This is a genomic window from Thermopirellula anaerolimosa (assembly GCF_054657335.1).
In genome coordinates this window covers 1,697,050-1,713,778 of record NZ_BAAHYX010000006.1, presented here as the reverse complement: position 1 = coordinate 1,713,778, position 16,729 = coordinate 1,697,050, and the positions used below count along the sequence as shown (strand labels likewise).

General features: G+C 61.2%; 13 protein-coding genes and 5 tRNA genes. 1 reads left to right on the top strand and 17 read right to left on the bottom strand.

Going from position 1 to position 16,729, the window contains the following annotated elements:
• Window positions 1–32 precede the first annotated feature (32 nt).
• From rpoB to ACYQ6J_RS12185, 16 genes are all read right to left on the bottom strand, one after another.
• Window positions 33–3,758: a DNA-directed RNA polymerase subunit beta gene (rpoB, locus tag ACYQ6J_RS12260; protein ID WP_460184472.1), complete on the bottom strand. Its 3,726-nt coding sequence runs from the start codon at window positions 3,756–3,758 to the stop codon at window positions 33–35.
• Between the two features lie 252 nt (window positions 3,759–4,010).
• Window positions 4,011–4,430: a 50S ribosomal protein L7/L12 gene (rplL, locus tag ACYQ6J_RS12255; RefSeq protein WP_460184471.1), complete on the bottom strand. Its 420-nt coding sequence runs from the start codon at window positions 4,428–4,430 to the stop codon at window positions 4,011–4,013.
• A 142-nt stretch (window positions 4,431–4,572) separates the two neighbouring features.
• Entirely contained in the window at window positions 4,573–5,160 is a 588-nt protein-coding gene (gene rplJ / locus ACYQ6J_RS12250) for a 50S ribosomal protein L10 (RefSeq protein WP_460184470.1), read from the bottom strand.
• Window positions 5,161–5,277: 117 nt separating this feature from the next.
• Window positions 5,278–5,958: a 50S ribosomal protein L1 gene (rplA, locus tag ACYQ6J_RS12245; protein ID WP_460184469.1), complete on the bottom strand. Its 681-nt coding sequence runs from the start codon at window positions 5,956–5,958 to the stop codon at window positions 5,278–5,280.
• A gap of 148 nt (window positions 5,959–6,106) precedes the next feature.
• Entirely contained in the window at window positions 6,107–6,532 is a 426-nt protein-coding gene (gene rplK, locus ACYQ6J_RS12240; protein WP_460184468.1) for a 50S ribosomal protein L11, read from the bottom strand.
• Window positions 6,533–6,628: 96 nt separating this feature from the next.
• The gene (gene nusG, locus ACYQ6J_RS12235; protein WP_460184467.1) at window positions 6,629–7,417 is read right to left on the bottom strand and encodes a transcription termination/antitermination protein NusG; all 789 of its coding nucleotides are present in this window, start codon (window positions 7,415–7,417) and stop codon (window positions 6,629–6,631) included.
• Window positions 7,418–7,634: 217 nt separating this feature from the next.
• Window positions 7,635–8,132, bottom strand: a complete 498-nt coding sequence (secE, locus tag ACYQ6J_RS12230; RefSeq protein ID WP_460184466.1) for a preprotein translocase subunit SecE — start codon at window positions 8,130–8,132, stop codon at window positions 7,635–7,637.
• A gap of 21 nt (window positions 8,133–8,153) precedes the next feature.
• Window positions 8,154–8,226: transfer RNA gene (locus ACYQ6J_RS12225), tRNA-Trp, on the bottom strand.
• A 150-nt stretch (window positions 8,227–8,376) separates the two neighbouring features.
• Window positions 8,377–9,576 carry an elongation factor Tu gene (tuf, locus tag ACYQ6J_RS12220; protein ID WP_460184465.1) on the bottom strand — a complete coding sequence of 400 codons (1,200 nt, stop codon included), beginning with the start codon at window positions 9,574–9,576 and terminating at the stop codon, window positions 8,377–8,379.
• Window positions 9,577–9,659: 83 nt separating this feature from the next.
• Window positions 9,660–9,732, bottom strand: a tRNA-Thr gene (locus ACYQ6J_RS12215).
• A 146-nt stretch (window positions 9,733–9,878) separates the two neighbouring features.
• Window positions 9,879–9,949, bottom strand: a tRNA-Gly gene (locus ACYQ6J_RS12210).
• Window positions 9,950–10,107: 158 nt separating this feature from the next.
• A tRNA-Tyr gene (locus tag ACYQ6J_RS12205) sits at window positions 10,108–10,189 on the bottom strand.
• A gap of 103 nt (window positions 10,190–10,292) precedes the next feature.
• A tRNA-Thr gene (locus ACYQ6J_RS12200) sits at window positions 10,293–10,365 on the bottom strand.
• Between the two features lie 221 nt (window positions 10,366–10,586).
• Window positions 10,587–11,570, bottom strand: coding sequence for a DUF6807 domain-containing protein (locus ACYQ6J_RS12195; protein ID WP_460184464.1), 984 nt, complete (start codon window positions 11,568–11,570; stop codon window positions 10,587–10,589).
• Between the two features lie 331 nt (window positions 11,571–11,901).
• A complete protein-coding gene (locus tag ACYQ6J_RS12190) occupies window positions 11,902–12,606 on the bottom strand; it encodes a PTS sugar transporter subunit IIA (RefSeq protein WP_460184463.1) in 705 nt (234 codons plus the stop codon).
• 188 nt (window positions 12,607–12,794) lie between these two features.
• Window positions 12,795–13,937, bottom strand: a complete 1,143-nt coding sequence (locus ACYQ6J_RS12185; protein ID WP_460184462.1) for a serine hydrolase domain-containing protein — start codon at window positions 13,935–13,937, stop codon at window positions 12,795–12,797.
• Between the two features lie 347 nt (window positions 13,938–14,284).
• On the opposite strand from ACYQ6J_RS12185, the gene ACYQ6J_RS12180 reads away from it, so the two are divergent.
• Window positions 14,285–14,929: a cytochrome c oxidase assembly factor Coa1 family protein gene (locus tag ACYQ6J_RS12180; protein WP_460184461.1), complete on the top strand. Its 645-nt coding sequence runs from the start codon at window positions 14,285–14,287 to the stop codon at window positions 14,927–14,929.
• A 116-nt stretch (window positions 14,930–15,045) separates the two neighbouring features.
• On the opposite strand, the gene glgA is transcribed toward ACYQ6J_RS12180, so the two are convergent.
• A complete protein-coding gene (gene glgA, locus ACYQ6J_RS12175; protein ID WP_460184460.1) occupies window positions 15,046–16,536 on the bottom strand; it encodes a glycogen synthase GlgA in 1,491 nt (496 codons plus the stop codon).
• Window positions 16,537–16,729: the final 193 nt, after the last annotated feature.

Below are 16,729 nucleotides of genomic sequence, written 5' to 3'. Positions count from 1 at the left end.
CGCGTGCGGACGGCGGATCCGCTCCGATGCCGTCACACGCTGGGGCCTTTTTCCAGTTGCATGTTGAGGGCCAAACCTCGAATCTCGTTGACCAATACGTCGAAGCTGGCGGGCGTGCCGGCCTCCAACGTGTTCTCCCCTTTCACCATGGATTCGTAAATCTTGGTGCGACCGTCCACGTCGTCGCTCTTCACGGTCAGCAGTTCTTGCAGGATGTACGCCGACCCGTAGGCTTCCAGTGCCCAGACTTCCATTTCCCCGAATCGCTGACCGCCGAATCGGGCCTTGCCTCCCAGCGGTTGTTGCGTGATGAGCGAGTACGGCCCGGTCGCCCGCGCGTGAATCTTGTCGTCCACCAAGTGATGCAACTTCAGCATGTAGATGTAACCGACGGTGACCTGCTGTTCGAACGGTTCACCAGTCCGACCGTCGTAGAGCGTCACTTTGCCGCTTTCCGGGAGGCCGGCCTCGCGGAGGCAGGCGCGAATACTGTCTTCGTCGGCGCCGTCGAAGACGGGAGTGACGGCCCGAAAGCCCAATTTGGCCGCGGCCCAACCCAAGTGGGTCTCCAAGATTTGGCCGACGTTCATGCGGCTAGGCACCCCCAAGGGATTGAGCAGGATCTGGACGGGCGTGCCGTCCGCCAAGAAGGGCATGTCCTCCTTGGGCACGATCTTGGAGATGACGCCCTTGTTTCCGTGACGTCCCGCCATCTTGTCGCCCACGGAGATCTGCCGCTTGGTGGCGATGTAGACCTTGGCCATTTGCAGGACGCCGCTCTTCAGCTCATCGCCGCGCTTCATGGAATTGAGCTGATGATCGCGGGTGTCGATGGCGGCCTCGACCGCGGGCCACAGTTCTTCGTAGATCTTCTCGACCTGCTTGCGGAGCCGATCCGTGCGGATGTCGAGGCGATCGATGTTGAATCGCTGAGCCTGCTCCGCGACGTAACGATGCTCCTGGCCCTCGACGAGATGGTTGCCCTCCTCGTCGGTCAGGCGGGTCTTCAGCGCGTCCTCGACGGCCGCGACCAGCTTGCCGAAGGCCTCAGCGATCTTGGCGTTGCCTTCGGTCTCGATCTCCTTTACCCGTTGCTCGAACTCCTTGCGCTCCTCTTCCGAGAGGCTCATGCGACGGGCGAACTTTTCGGTATGGATGACGATGCCCTCCACGCCGGGCGGGACCTCCAGCGAATCGTTCTTCACGTCTTCGCCGGCGCGCCCGAAAATGGCGTGCAAGAGCTTTTCCTCGGGCGTCAGTTCCGTCTTGGACTTGGGCGTAATCTTACCCACCAGAATATCGCCCGGCTTGACGTGCGTGCCCACCCGCACAATGCCGTTCTCGTCCAGGTTCCGCAAGACCTTTTCGCTGACGTTGGGAATATCGCGCGTGAACTCTTCACGGCCCAGTTTGGTTTCGCGGACCTCGGCGTCGAATTCCTCGATATGGATCGAGGTCAGAACGTCCTCGTGCAACAATTCCTCGCTGATGATGATGGCGTCCTCGAAGTTGAAACCTTCCCAGGACATGAACGCCACGAGCAAGTTGCGTCCCAGGGCCAACTCGCCGTTGCAGATCGCGGCCCCGTCGGCGATGACTTGGCCCTTTTCGACCTTCTGGCCCAAACGGACGATCGGTTTCTGATTTTGGCAGGTCCGTTCGTTCAGCCCGACGAATTTCTCCAGGCGGTATTCGTCCGTGTCGTCGATCACGATGCGTTCGGCGTCGACCCGGGTAACGGTCCCGGCTCGCTTGGCGCGGACCACCAAGCTGGAGTTTTCCGCGACGCGCCGTTCCATGGCCGTGCCCACCAAGGGAGGTTCGGTGACCAAGAGCGGCACGGCTTGCCGCTGCATATTTGATCCCATCAAGGCCCGGTTCGCGTCGTCGTGCTCCAAGAAGGGAATCAGGCCCGCCGAAACGCCGACGATTTGCGCCGGCGAGACGTCGATGTATTGCACGTGATCGGTGGGCACCATGATGAAGTCGCCGCGGTATCGGGCCACCAGGCTGTCCCCCTGGATCTTGCCGTTGACCACGGGAGTATCGGCGGGCGCCAGGTACGCATCGTACTCTTCGTCTGCGCGCAACCAGCGAATCTCGTCTTGCAAAACTCCCTTCTTGACCACCTGATACGGGGCGATCAAGAAGCCGTATTCATCCACCGACCCGTAGATCGCGAGGCTGGAGATTAATCCGATGTTGGTACCTTCCGGGGTCTCGATCGGGCAGACTCGCCCGTAGTGCGAGGAGTGCACGTCGCGGACCTCGAAGCCCGCGCGCTTGCGATTCAATCCGCCCGGTCCCAAGGCCGACAGACGCCGCTCGTGCGTCAACATCGAGAGCGGGTTGGTTTGGTCCACCACTTGAGACAACTCGCCGCGACCGAAGAAGTACTCGATCGCCGCGGAAACACTCTTGGCGTTGATCAGGCTTCGCGGGGTCATGTCCGCCGCGTCGTTGTACGCCATGCGGTCTTGCACCGTGCGGCGAAGCTTCAAAAAGCCTTTGCGCAATTCCTCGGCCGCCAACTCGTCGATCGTCCGCACCCGGCGATTGCCCAAGTGGTCGATGTCGTCGGGTTCCGCGGTGGGATCGCCGCTTCGCAACCGAACCAGGTACTTGATGGCCGCGATATAATCCTCCGGACGCAGGCACATCTCGTCTTCCGGCACGTTCAGGCCGAGTTTGCGGTTGATGCGAAAACGGGCCACGCGCCCCAAGCGGTACCGGTTGGGATCGCGGAACTTCTCATGGAACAAGGCCTTCGCCCGTTCCAACTGAGCGGGGTTGCCGGGCCGCAAACGCTGATAGATTCGCAACAAGGCCTCTTCGTGGCTGGCGGTGGGATCTTCGGCCAACGAGTTGAGAATCAGCGGGTTCTTCAGGGCGGGCATGACCGCCACCGATTTGAGACCGGAAGCGCAAATCTGCTCGGCGATCGTCTTGGTGATCTTTTGACCGCACTCGACGATGATCTCGCCCGCGTTCGGACTTTCCGCCGGATAGACGACGTCCTCGACGGCGATCTTGCCTTCCAATTTGGAAGCGCTACGCCCGTCGACAATCGACTCCTCCTTGATTTCGTCCCCGAAGAACGCCCGGAGGATGGCCGTGTTCTCGCTAAAAGCGGGATCCATGGCGCGGAGCAGCGTCATCGCGGGGAATTTGCCGCTCTGGTCGATGCGCACCGATAGTGTTTCGCGGCGGGAGAGCATGATTTCGACCCAGCTTCCCCGCTCCGGAATGATGCGGCAGTTGTGGATTTTGCGGTCGCTGTCTTTTTCCCTTGCTTCGAGGAAATCCATACCGGGGCTGCGGTGCAACTGGCTGACGATCACGCGTTCCGCCCCGTTAATGATGAATTCGCCACCGCCCAGCATGATCGGCAGTTCACCGAGCGCCACCTCCTCCTCGACGGGCTGATCCTTGGTCAGACGCAACCAGACCTTGAGGGGGCGGCTATAGGTCAAACGGAGCTGACGGCACTCCTGCGGCGTGAATCGCGGCTTTCCCAATTCGTAACGGATGTATTCCAGGCGAGTCGACTTGTCGTACGTCTCGATGGGAAAGACTTCGCGCAGCAACGCCTCCAGCCCTTGGTCTTTACGTTTGTTCCAAGGAACGTCGGCCTGGAGGAAGCGGTTGTAGGCCTCGGTTTGAATCTTACTCAGTTCCGGAATGGGAAACTGGCTTTGCCGGCTCCCGAACACGCGTGTCGTGGTAGGCTCCAGACGGCGTCGTGAAGAAATCGCCATTGAGACCTCATCCTCCCAAATGCGCAGAGGCAAGAAACACAGAACGAGTCCGGCGCCGATTGTCGCTTTAGGACCTGCCGGGCGCAGCAAGCAACAATCGGCCCAGACTCGTCACGAATACCAGGCTCCCGCTCGAAATCGCGTCAACGCGCATCCGTTGGCATATCCGAAAAAGAAAGACGCGCTAACCTAAGATGCCCCGATTGCGGACGTCCGCGGAGGCCGAGACGATCGGCCGATCCATTCCATCGATCACTTGATGGCGACGGTAGCGCCTTCCTTTTCCAAGGCCGCCTTGGCCTTTTCGGCCTCTTCCTTGCTGACGCCTTCCTTGACCTTGGAAGGGGCGCCTTCGACCAGCTTCTTGGCGTCGGCCAAGCTGATTCCGGGGATCAGCGAGCGGACCGCCGTGATGACCTTCAGCTTGTTGGAGCCGAAGTTTTCCAGCACGACGTCGAACTCGGTCTTTTCCTGGGCGGCGGCCTGACCGCCGGCATCACCCGCACCGGGCATGGCGGCCATCACCACACCGCCGGCGGCGGGCTTGATCCCACCGACCTCTTCCAGATAGTCGGTCAATTCCTTCGCCTCTTTCAGGGTGAGGCTCAAGATTTGCTCGCCCAAGTCCTTGGTCTTGGGGCTGAACTCACGAACCGCAGCATCGCTTGCCATGATAGAACCGATCCTTTCCTCGAAAAACCCTCATTCGCTTGAGCGTCAGGTAGCCCTTCCCCCTCGCTCCAAGTTTCGCCGAATACGTTGGATGGATGCGACGTTCGCGGTTCCTTCCGGTCCGTCGCCATGAACCGCCGCGTCACGCCTGGGCGGGCGTCTCGCCCTCGCTTCCCGCCGTCGCCGGTTGCTCGGCCGACGTTTCCTTCTCCGCGTCCTTTTCCGAGATTTGCTTGATCTGACCCGCGAGGGTTTCCCCGACGGCGCCGATCAACGCGCTCAGATTGGCCGCCGGCGCCATGATTTGCCCGGCGATCTTCGCCAGAACTTCCTCGCGCGACGGCCACTTGCTGATTTCCTTGACCTGGTCGGCGGTGAGTCGTTCGCCCTCCATCACGCCGCCTTTGGCGGCAAAGGGGGCGAAAGTGTCGTCGTCGGCCAGTCGCACCACCTCTTTTGCCAAGGCCACGATGTCGGTGGAACCCCAGCAAATGGCGGTGGGCCCCGACACCTCCGTGAAGGCCGACTCCAGCGGCGTGCCGGTCAGAGCCCGCCTGGCCAAGTTATTCTTGACCACCATCACGCGGATGTTCTTTTGTGCCAGCTCACGCCGCAATTGCGTGGTCTTCGGTCCGTTGAGACCGATCATGTTGACCAAGACCGCGGCGTCCACGCCGTCCAGTTTGCGGCGGTAATAATCGGTGATTTGCTGTTTAACGAACTTGCTCATGGTGACGAAAGTCCCACGCCTGAATTGGTGTTCTGGGCCGTACGCTCCGCCGTTGCGCCCTAAAGCTCATGCGAGGGGATTGGCGATCCCGAATCGCGAAACGTCGCCGACGGGAGCTCAAATGCTGACGCGAATGCCGGGGCTCATGGTAGCCGCAATGGTGATTCCCCGGATGTATTGACCTTTGACCGCCGCGGGCTTCAAGCTCGCCACGTAGTCGATGAACGTTCGGATGTTCTCGATCAGTTTCTGGTCGTCGAAACGAATCTTGCCGACGGGGGCGTGCACGTTACCGCCCGAGTCGTTGCGAAATTCGACCTTACCGGCCTTGTACTCTTTAACGGCCTTGCCGACGTCGGGGGTGACGGTTCCAGCCCGGGGCGACGGCATCAACCCGCGGGGACCCAAAACCTTCCCCAGCGGGCCGACGACGCCCATCATGTCGGGAGCGGCGATGCAGACGTCGAATTCCAGCCAACCGCCTTTGATTTTCTCGGCCAATTCGGGCCCGCCGACCTCATCGGCTCCGGCGGCCTTAGCCTCGTCCACCCGATCCCCTTTGGCGAACACGACCACGCGAACCGTCTTGCCCAGACCATGAGGCAGGACCACGGATCCGCGAACGATCTGATCGGCCTGTCTGGGGTCGATACCGGTGCGTATGGCGACCTCGACGGTCTGTTCGAACTTGCGGGTATCGAACGACTTGAGAAGCTTGACGGCTTCGGCGAGAGGGAGCGGCGTCTTGCCCGGCACCTTCTCCGCCATCGCCTTGTAGGCCTTGGACACTTTTACCATGGTCTGCGAACCCTTTCAGGCTCTCCCGCACCGGCACCGGCGGCACTTGCGACGCCGCCGCGCTTGGCGGTTGTGAAAATACTATACTTTGGCGACCGTACGTTGTTCTTCAATATCGGATGGGACCTACAACGGGCCGGGCCGCACGTCAATCCACGACGTCCAGCCCCATGCTTCGGGCGCTGCCCTCCAAAATGCGTCGGGCGTGCTCCATGTCTCGGGCATTGAGATCCGCCATCTTAGCCTTGGCGATTTCCTCGATTTGCGCCCGGGTCACCTTCCCCACCTTCTCCTTCGGGGGATTCGATGCGCCTTTCGCGATGCCCGCCGCTTGCTTAAGCAGGTCCGCGGCGACCGGACTCTTGGTCTCCAACTCGAAACTTCGGTCGTTATAAACGCGGACGACGACCGGGATGCGCATGCCAAGGTGCTGCCGCGTCCGTTCGTTGAACTGCTGGACGAATTGCCCCAAATTGATTCCGAAACGACCGAGCGACGTACCGACCGGCGGGGCGGGAGTCGCCTGTCCGCCCGGCACATGGAATTTTGCCACACCCACTAGCTGCTTAGCCATTTTTACGTTCCAGTCCTACGCTGACCGCCTCGTAGTGTACGCAATTCGCCGCAATCCGCCCCCTCTTCCGAGGATGACGTTGCTCGCGAGAACTTCTTACGCGATTCGCTCGACCTGCCAATACTCCAACACCACGGGAGTGCTTCGCCCGAAAATACTAATGACTACAGTCACCCGACCGTTGGCCTCGTCGATCGAGGAGACCTCTCCTTCGAAGGTGGCGAAGGGACCGTCGTTGATCTTCACGCGGTCGCCCACGTTGCACCCGATCTTCAAACGGGGCGCCTCTTGCGCCTTCTCTTCCGCCGCCTTGGCGAGGATGCGGCTAACTTCATGCGGCAACATGGGGGTCGGTCGTCCGATGGCCCCGGTGAAGTCGCCGATCCCCGGCGTTTCCCGAACCATGAACCAGGCATCTTCCGTCAGCGCCATCTGCACCACGATATAGCCGGGATACAGTTTGCGGCGGAGGACCCTCTTGCGACCGCCCTTGTATTCCGTGACCTTCTCGACGGGGACGATGATGTCGCCGAAATACTTGTCCATTCCCGCGATCTTGATCCTACGAAGCAGCGCCTCGCGGACCGTATCCTCGCGGTTCGTTTGAACCTTCAGGATGTACCATTCCTTGGGAGGGATTTCGTCGTCGCCGGAATCGCTCGCCGCCGCATCGGATTCATCATCGCGGGCCGCCTCGGCCTCCGGCGTTTCACTTTCCGCCGCATCGACGTTTTTCCGACCGCCTTCCGCAGTCGGCGCGGTCCGATCGGCCGCATCGCCGGACTCCGGCACCGAATCCGCCTGAGGCTCGAATCCTTCCAGGTTGGACGGGTTTTCGGGGTCCACGGCCATGAAGTCCAATCCGCCAAATCGAGTCCAATTCACCCGCAAACCTAATCCCAGACACTCGCTTGGGATGGGGACGCCGACCCGAGGGGACCGGCTGAAAATCGGCGGGGAATCGTGTATTGTAACCCTCGCCGCGGCGTTTCGCAAACCCCGCCGCCGAATATTTTTCTTGAATACCTGGTAATCCGCCATCGCGGCGAAGACCGCCGCCGTTGGAACTTGAAGGCGCCTCGGCAGCAGAAATCGTCACTCGTCAGTAGATGTTGAGCCAGCCGAAGAAGCTACGCCAAAACAAATCGTATACGGTGAGGATCAGGGCCAGGCTGAAGATCACCACCAGCACCACCACGCACCCGCGAATCAGCTCCGGCCCTTTCGGCCACGAAACTTTACGCATCTCCGCCTCGACGGAGATGAGAAAATCCGCGACCTCGGCCACATTCACCAAACGGAAGGCGATCCAGGCCCCCACCGCGATCAAAACGGCGGGAAGGCCGAACTGCCATTCCAGCGCCAGCCCCCAGGCGCCCAAACTCAGACCTAGCCGCCATGCACCGAATACGATGATGACCACGATCGCGGCGAAGGTACTCTGCCGGACGACGCGTCCTTGATTGCGTTTGTAGAGCGTCGTGCGGAACAGTTCTTGGAGCAGGGCGTTCACGCCGTAATTCTTTCGATTGCTGGCGACCTGAAGCATGAGACGGTAACTCGCCGTGGACTCAGGGGACCGCAGGGCCTCGATTGGCATCCGTCTGGGTCCTTAAGCAAACAGGGGCGGAGAGACTCGAACTCCCAACCGCTGGTTTTGGAGACCAGTGCTCTACCAATTGAGCTACACCCCTACCCGCAATTCCGGGGAACTCCCTACCGACTGCGGCGGATTAACGCCTATTTCGAGTCGGGCAATTCATTGTGACAGCCCACCCCCCAGCTCGTCAAGGCGAGTCGGGCGGAGAAGTCACTTCCCTCGGATTTGGCGGCGGCAATCGCCGTTACTTCAGCACCTTGGTGACGACGCCGGAGCCGACCGTACGTCCGCCTTCCCGAATGGCGAATCGCAAGTTTTCTTGCATGGCCACGGGGGCGATCAACGTCACCTTGATTTTGACGTTTTCGCCGGGCAAGCACATTTCGGCCCCGCCCAGGAGGCTCATCTCGCCCGTCACATCCGTGGTGCGGAAATAGAACTGCGGCCGATAACCCGCGAAAATGGGAGTGTGCCGACCGCCTTCCTCCTTCGAGAGGATGTACACCTCGGCCTCGAATTCGGTGTGCGGGGTGATGGAGCCCGGCTTGGCCAAAACCTGACCGCGCTCAATTTCGTCACGCTTGACGCCGCGGAGCAGGCAGCCCACGTTGTCGCCGGCGATGCCTTCTTCCAGCGTCTTGTTGAACATTTCCACGCTGGTGCAGACGGTCTTGCGCGACTCGCGCGAGAATCCGACGATTTCGACTTCGTCGCCGGGCTTGATGATGCCCTGCTCGATTCGACCGGTAGCCACGGTTCCGCGGCCTTCGATCGAGAAGACGTCTTCGACGGCCATCAGGAACGGCTTATCGACCGCCCGGGTGGGTTCCGGGATGTAGCTGTCGATCGCGTCCATCAACTCTTGGATGCACTTATTCTTTTCGGGGTCTTCCGGATTCTGGTAGGCACCCAGGGCGTTGCCGCGAATGATCGGGACCTCGTCGCCGGGGAAGTCGTACTTGTTCAGCAGATCCCGAAGCTCCATCTCGACCAGGTCGAGCAACTCGGGATCGTCCACCAGGTCCACCTTGTTCAGGAAGACGACGATGGCCGGCACGTTCACCTGACGGGCGAGCAGGACGTGTTCCCGCGTCTGCGGCATGGGACCGTCGGCGGCGGAGACCACGAGGATGGCACCGTCCATCTGAGCCGCACCGGTGATCATGTTCTTAATGAAGTCGGCGTGACCCGGGCAGTCGATGTGGGCATAGTGGCGATTTTCGGTCTCGTATTCCACGTGCGCCACGTGAATCGTCACCGTCTTGGTGGCGTCGCGGACCGTACCACCCTTGGCGATATCGGCGTACGACTTGAAGTTGGCCAAGCCCTTCTTCGACTGGACGGCCAAGATCGCTCCGGTGAGGGTCGTCTTGCCGTGGTCGATGTGACCGATGGTGCCCACGTTCACGTGGGGCTTCGAGCGAACAAATACGTCCTTAGCCATTCGTCCTAAGTCTCCGTGCTGTTGGTAAAGCGGATACTTTGATGCTGCCTGGCTCGCCGCCGGCCCGGCCTACCGAGTCCAAGAGCTGCTGATGGGACTTGAACCCATGACCTCGTCCTTACCAAGGACGCGCTCTACCGGCTGAGCTACAGCAGCGACCGATTCTTTCTCTGTCACCGGCATCCGTCACGGACGGCTCTCGCCTTCGCATCGCCGGTGGGTATATGGTTTTCCGACTTGTCGGTCCGCCGCAAACCCGCGGCCGGCACCAGGAAAACCGGACCGCCCAAAAACAATTAAGGAGCGGGTGAGGGGAGTCGAACCCCCGTCAATAGCTTGGAAGGCTACTGCTCTACCGTTGAGCTACACCCGCCCGGCCTGGAGGACGACTCTTTCGCCTCACGCCGACGTCGGCTTGACCTATAGATGCCGCCGTTCCCGCCTTTGCGAACGGGAAAAGCGCATATTGTCCCATCTTGTACGGGCGTGTCAAGCTCCACCGATCCCCGGCGTCGATGTTCGGCATCCCAGTGGGGGGTGCAGGATTCGAACCTGCGAAGGCAGTGCCATCAGATTTACAGTCTGACCCCTTTGACCGCTCGGGAAACCCCCCAACGTAATCGTTCGCTGCCGCAATTCGCCCCAGTGCAAATCGACTGAATGGCGGATCGTCGGCCATCCGATACCCCATCCGTCTTCAGCTCAATCGACGCCAGAGCTAACGGTGGGACTCGAACCCACAACCTGCTGATTACAAGTCAGCCGCTCTGCCAATTGAGCTACGCTAGCGGAGTGGGTCTCCATCGGAACCGGTAAGTATATCGAAAGACACCCCAGGCTTGCAAGGCGTCCGACGGGTGGTAGACGTGAAACCGCTAAATAGAGGGGCGTGCCCTTCCGCTCAGCGACGTCTGTGAAGCATCTTCACTCGAACGCCAATCAGTGGGATGGACACGACCCTGCCGGGTGCCGGGCCTGCCGCCCGCGCCTGGGCGAAAACAAGGCAACCGTCAGGGAAGCTCCCCGGGGGTTTCCGCCGCGTATTGGGCGAACTTTTCGGCGATGCCCGCCTCATCAGCGCGACCGCGATGCAGGATGACGCGGTAACGCAGTACAATCGATTCTCCTTCCGCCAATCGGTACGAACCGTTTACGTCATTCTTCCCCTCAAAGTCGTGCCACCCGAAGGGATTGGCGGCGAACAACCCGTACGTGCGGACGTGCCAATAGGTGGGAAATCGGAAGGACGTCGGGTGGTTGAGTACCGCGATCCCTACGATCGAGTCCGCGACCGGACCGGAGTAATCGACCCATGCCGCCCGCTTGCCCCACGCCTCGGCATCGGTTTTCCCGTCGCTGTTGACGATGCGGCCTCCCTTCTTCGTATCGACGCGGATGGTCTCGGCCACGCGGATACCGAACGTCCCTTCTTTGGTATCTCCGAAGACCACGGGACCGGATGCCGCCGTCAGGCGAATATCGAAATCGAGGATTCGCATGTCATCGGCCGCCGCGAACCGCAGTCGTCGCGTGTCGCTAAGGACCCGATTCCCCTCCGGCGTCAACCAATCGTTGCGTGTGACGACGATCGCGTCGGGTCCCCCACGAACCTGGACGTATTCTCGATGCTTGATGACGCCGCGTCCCGGAGCCTCCTCCCAAAAGCTCAGGCCGTTGACGTCGCCGTGAGTGAACCAGAGGGACCGTTGGTGCGGGTGATCGCGGGTCTCGCCCGGGGTGTCGGCCATCGGATAATCCCGGGTCACCGGTTGACCGGTCGGTCCGATCAAAGGCCAGACGATCGGTTTCGGTCCCAGGTCGATGCGATATTCGGCGAAGGGCTTACCGTCCACGCTGATGGTGACGCCGCGTTCGGTGCGCTCCGCGGTCAGTTCGCCGTACACGGATTGCGGCGACGCCGGCCATGCACACCAGAACAGGAAAAGTGCCCAACCGATCGTGAAAAGATCACGCATTTTCAAGTTGCCGGACATGATTGCGATTCTCCCAAAATTGTCGTAACAATCCTTCGGTCGAGGTTCCATGCCGGATGCGACCCCGCGGAATCACCGGTACGCCGTGCGTTCGCAGCGAGACCCGGCGTCTGTAGAGCGATGACGGCGTGGGCGACGAACCGATGACACCGTCTTCCGCCGGTAAATCAAGCCGAGCGCCGCCCTCGAAGGACGCCCTAATGTTACTTGTTGCGGCACCGGGTTTCCAGCGGTCAAGCGCGAGCACTTGCGACTACCTGCGGGATCGCCTCGCGAACAATCATCGTTAAGCTTGCATGTGTTCGGTGGTCGGATTCGCCGGACGATTCCTTCAAAGCCGGGCTTCCGTCTCGGCGATCCAGTCAAGGATTTCCTTGGGACTTTCCAGCTCGCGAAGGTGAGGCAGAAATTCGGGCACCGTCAGAATGCGGCTCAGCCTCGCCAAGGTGCGGAGATGGCTTCGCTCATCCACCGAGCATAGAAGGAAGAAGCAGTCCGTCAGCACCCCGCTTTCGCTGCCGAAAGGAATTCCGCTCATGGTCCGACCGAAAGCGACGAACGCTTGGCCGAGGATGCTGGGCATCGGTCGCCGCGGGTGCAACAACGCCACGCCGTTCTCTAGTGCCGTGGGATGCATTTCCTCGCGAGCCAGCACCGCCTCGCGCATCGCCTCCGGGTCCCACAGCCAACCGGTTCGACATGCCGTGTCGATCATCGCCCGAACGACCGAATTCCGCGTGCGTGCCGCCAAGGGCACCTGAATCGCCTCCGGCGGGATCAAATCGGCGATGCGGATTTCACCGGAGCTAGCCCGACGGTCGCGCAGTTGCGACTCCATCGCCACCAGGTCTTCATCCTCGGTCAATAGACCGATCCGCTGCTCCAGCCAAAGATGAATCTCGGACGGCGAGAATCGCCACTGGCCGCCCACTTTGCGCCCGGGAATCTTGCCGCGGTCGGCCAGTCGAAGCACTTGCTGCGGCGTCAAGTGCAAATACTCGGCCAGACCTTCGATGTCGTAATCTCCGCCGTTCATGGGAGGCCGTGTTGTTTGGCGAATGGCACTGGCTTCAAAGTTGCCGGTCGCGAGCGAGCGTCTCGGCTCATCGCGTCATTGTAGTGTACTTGCATGGCCCCGCGGACGGCAACCGACACGACGCCCCGGTCGCTCACGGCAAGTCCGTGAAGCGTTTGAGCCCGCCGGCAGCGACGCACCGCATCGGCTCACGGTGCGTTTGAATTGGCGGAGGATTCATCGGAGGAATCGCCGCCGGGCCTCCGGGACAACAGTTTGACGACCTCGAAGCCGCAGGCGTCCACCGCGTCCGTCGCCGAGTTGGCCAGTAACACCACACCGACTCGGGCCTTGGGATCGAATCCTACGAACGAGTGATAGCCTCCCGTCTGACCGTTGTGCCACAGGATGCCGTCCTGCACCAGAATGTGCCAACCCAAAGCGATGCCTAGCGTCTTCGAGATGGTTCCGCGGCGCTGGTGCGTCAATCGCACGGCCTGAGGAAACGGCGTCGAATCGGGGTCTATCTGCGCCTCCGCGAACCGCAGGAGATCGTGCACGGTCGAACGCAATCCGCCCGCCCCGGTTAGAACCGGAATATCCCAGTCCGGCACGGGCACTCCCGCCCCGCGATGCCCCTTGGCGGTGCGGCGTTCTTTTCCGTCGCGGAAGGTCACGGTCGTATCGTTAAGACCGAGTGGCCGGCAAATCCGTCGCTCCACCAGCGTTTCGTAATCTTCGCCCGCTTGCAGCGCCAGCACATGCCCCAGCAGACCCACGCCGAAATTGCTGTAACGGTATTCCTTGCCCGGCGGCGCGAGCAATTCGGTAGAGCGAACCGCCGCGTAGAGACGCTCCGTCGTGTAATGGGCATACGGGTTATTGGGCCAAAGCAGCAGGTCCGGGGCCAAATTGCTTGGCAGACGCGGCAAGCCGGAGGTGTGCGTCGCCAAGTCGGCGAGGCGGAGCGGCTCGCCCTCGTGATCGGGCAATCGGGCGTCCGCGGGCAGCAACTCGTTGACGGGCGTGTCGAGGCTCAGTTGCCCCTCTTCCACCAACTGCGCCAAGATCAAGCAGGTGAAGACCTTCGTCACCGAACCGATCTCGAATACGGTGTGCTCATCGGGAATATCTTCGCCGTCGCTCGCGATCCGACCGAATCCGAAGACCGAGCGTCCCCGCGGTGTGATCCACCCTGCGGCGATTCCCACGACTTCGCCGTCGCGAACCAAACGCTCGATCCGGTCGCGGCCGGGCTTTTCCCACTCGGAATACTTTTCGCCGAGACACGGAATCGCCATGACCCCGGACGACAACACTGCGGCGACGATGATGAGGCGTACCAAGTTCACGACGGTCCTGCTGTGGTTGTCATTAACAAGCGATCCGGATGTCGCGCCGCTAGCGTCGGCGGAAACCTACGGTGCCCGAAATGGCAACTCGGTAGCTGCGGCGACCTCGCCCACGCGGTTTCCACGTGTTTGCCAACGTCGTGCATCTTAGGTTATCTCGCCGCCGCGGGATAGATACGGCGCCCCCAAGCGGCGCAAACACCGGGCCAAAGCTTCCGCTCGTTCCCGTTCAAGTTCACGTTCACTTGTGAAAAACAGGCAAAATCGCTAGGCTTTGGGGGAACCTCCTGGGTGCGAGGTCGGCGGCGGATAGCAGGTTGCGGTCTCTCTGGCGAGGAGTTTCGCGGATGAGTTTCAACGACACGATGGGCCGAGAGGATGAGTTCAGTCAAGACGTCTCTCTTCCTCGACGGCAGCATTCCTCCGGCTGCGGTTGCGTTACGGCGATCTTGGCCGTAATCGGGTTGGTCGTGGTCCTGGCGATCTTGCTGTGCGCAGGCATCTTCCTGGGAGTCGGGTTTTTGGGGATGCGATCCCTGTCGCCCTACAAGACGGCCCTGCAAAAAGTGCAAAACGATCCGCAAGTCCGTGAAAAACTGGGGGAGCCTATCGAGGCGGCCTCGTGGATTCCGATGGGAAGCGTCAAGGTGGAAAACAATTCCGGCAGTGCCAACCTCACATTCAAGGTGCGCGGTCCCAAGGGGCAGGCCGAAGTCAACGTCATCGGCCGCATGATCGCCGGCACATGGGGGCTGACGACGCTTACCGTCACCTATCCCGACGGAACCCGGCAGGAATTGGACGTCTCCGACACCGGCAACGAAGAGATGGACGCTCCCCAATGGGCGCCGGGCGGCGGAGCGGAGAACGCTCCCCCAGGCAACGCGATCAACTCGGCCGCGCCGCCCGACTCCAATCAAAAAGACGACGAGCCCGCGCCGGGGCCGGAAATCAACCTGGAAGTCCCCGCCGTTCCCGGCAACGGTTCGTGATCTCACGATCCGCTGCGAGGGTCGAGGTCGGGGGTGATTGCCTCGAGCGGTGATGCAACGACTTGGGAAGCCGTTCCGCTCCCCCGTCGAAGGCATGCCGCAAGCTGCGACTCGCTTCAAGGGAGTTCGGCATCGGGATAGAGTCGGCGAAGCGTCCCCCGATACATTTTGTCGTATTCCGGAGCGGTGCGACGCCACGACCAGTCTTGCAACATGCCGTTGCGGACCAACCGGTACCATGTGCCGGCCTCTTGATAGACCTCGCAAGCGCGGCGGAGCACAGTCGACAACGCTTCGCCGTCGTCGCCGGCAAACCGAAAGCCGTTGGCCGATCCGTCCGCCAAGGATTCGGGCGAAAAGTCGGTGATCGTATCGGCAAGGCCGCCGACCTCTCGCACGACGGGGACGGTCCCGTACTTCAAGGCCTGGAGTTGCGTCAAACCGCAGGGTTCGAAGCGACTGGGCATGAGGAACATGTCGGACCCTGCCTGAATCTTGCGGGCCAAGGCTTCCGAGTGCTCCAGGCGTACGCAAAGCTTATGGGGGAAGGCGCGGGCCAAATCGAGCAGTTGTTGTTCCACCGCCGGTTCGCCCTTGCCCAGGATGACCCATTGCGCGTTTTCCCGGGCAAGCCAGTCCGGCAAGACGCCGACCAAGAGGTCGGAGCCTTTTTGGAAGGTCAACCGCGACACGATTCCCACCAATGGCGTTCGCGGTTCGATGGGCAGTCCCATCTCCGCCTGAAGCGCCTCTTTGCAGCGGGGTTTTCCCTCTTGGACCGTGTCGGCATCGTAATTCCGGGCGATCTCGGGATCCGTCGCCGGATTCCACGCGCCGTAGTCGATGCCGTTAAGAATGCCGCGCAGCACGTCGCGGCGGGATCGCAGGACCCCGTCCAAACCGCAGCCGAATTGCGGCGTCTGAATCTCCTCGGCGTACCGCGGGCTGACCGTGTTGATGGCGTCCGAGAAAACGAAACCGCATTTGAGGAAGTTCAGCTTGCCGTAGAACTCCATCTGTTGCCAATTGAAATAGCTCCAATCGAGACCGGTCAGCAGCATGTCCCAGTGCCAGAATTCGCCCTGGAAGGCCATGTTGTGGACCGTGAACACGCACGCCGTTCGTTGGAACTCCGGGGCGTGGGCGTAGAGCGTCCGGCGATAGACCGGCACCAATCCCGTCTGCCAGTCGTTGGCGTGCAGGATGTCCGGACGGAAATCCAAGAGTCGCGCCGCCTCCATGACCGCCCGGCAGAAAAAGACGAATCGTTCGCAATTGTCGGCGTAGTCCTGGCCGTGAACCGTGTACAATTCGTCGCGGTCGTAATAATAATCCTGCCGCACGAAGTAGTACTTCACGCCGGGGACGTCGCCGGACCATTCCAGCAGTTGGCCGGACACCGTCTTGCTGCCGACCGGGACGATGAACTCCAGACCCAGGGGACGAATGGGTTTGCCCGCACACCAAACCGCGCGGTAGGCCGGCATGATGACGCCGACTTCGTGGCCCAACTCCGCAAGGGCGTAGGGCAACGTGCCGCAGACGTCGGCTAGTCCGCCGGTCTTGGCGAAGGGCACGGCTTCACTACTCGCCAACAAGATTTTCACGAAGACCCCCTTTGGGCGGGAGACGCCACGTTGAGCGAAGCCTTGGTGCCACCTGGCAGGCACGGCTTTGCCCAAGAGTCCCGTCGCTCCCCCGGCTTTCTCGAGTTTTTCTTGGGCACCCCAGCTATGGTGGGGTTATTCCGGTTCGAAATCGCCAAACGTCATCTGTTTGCTTATCACAAAAGTTTAGCTC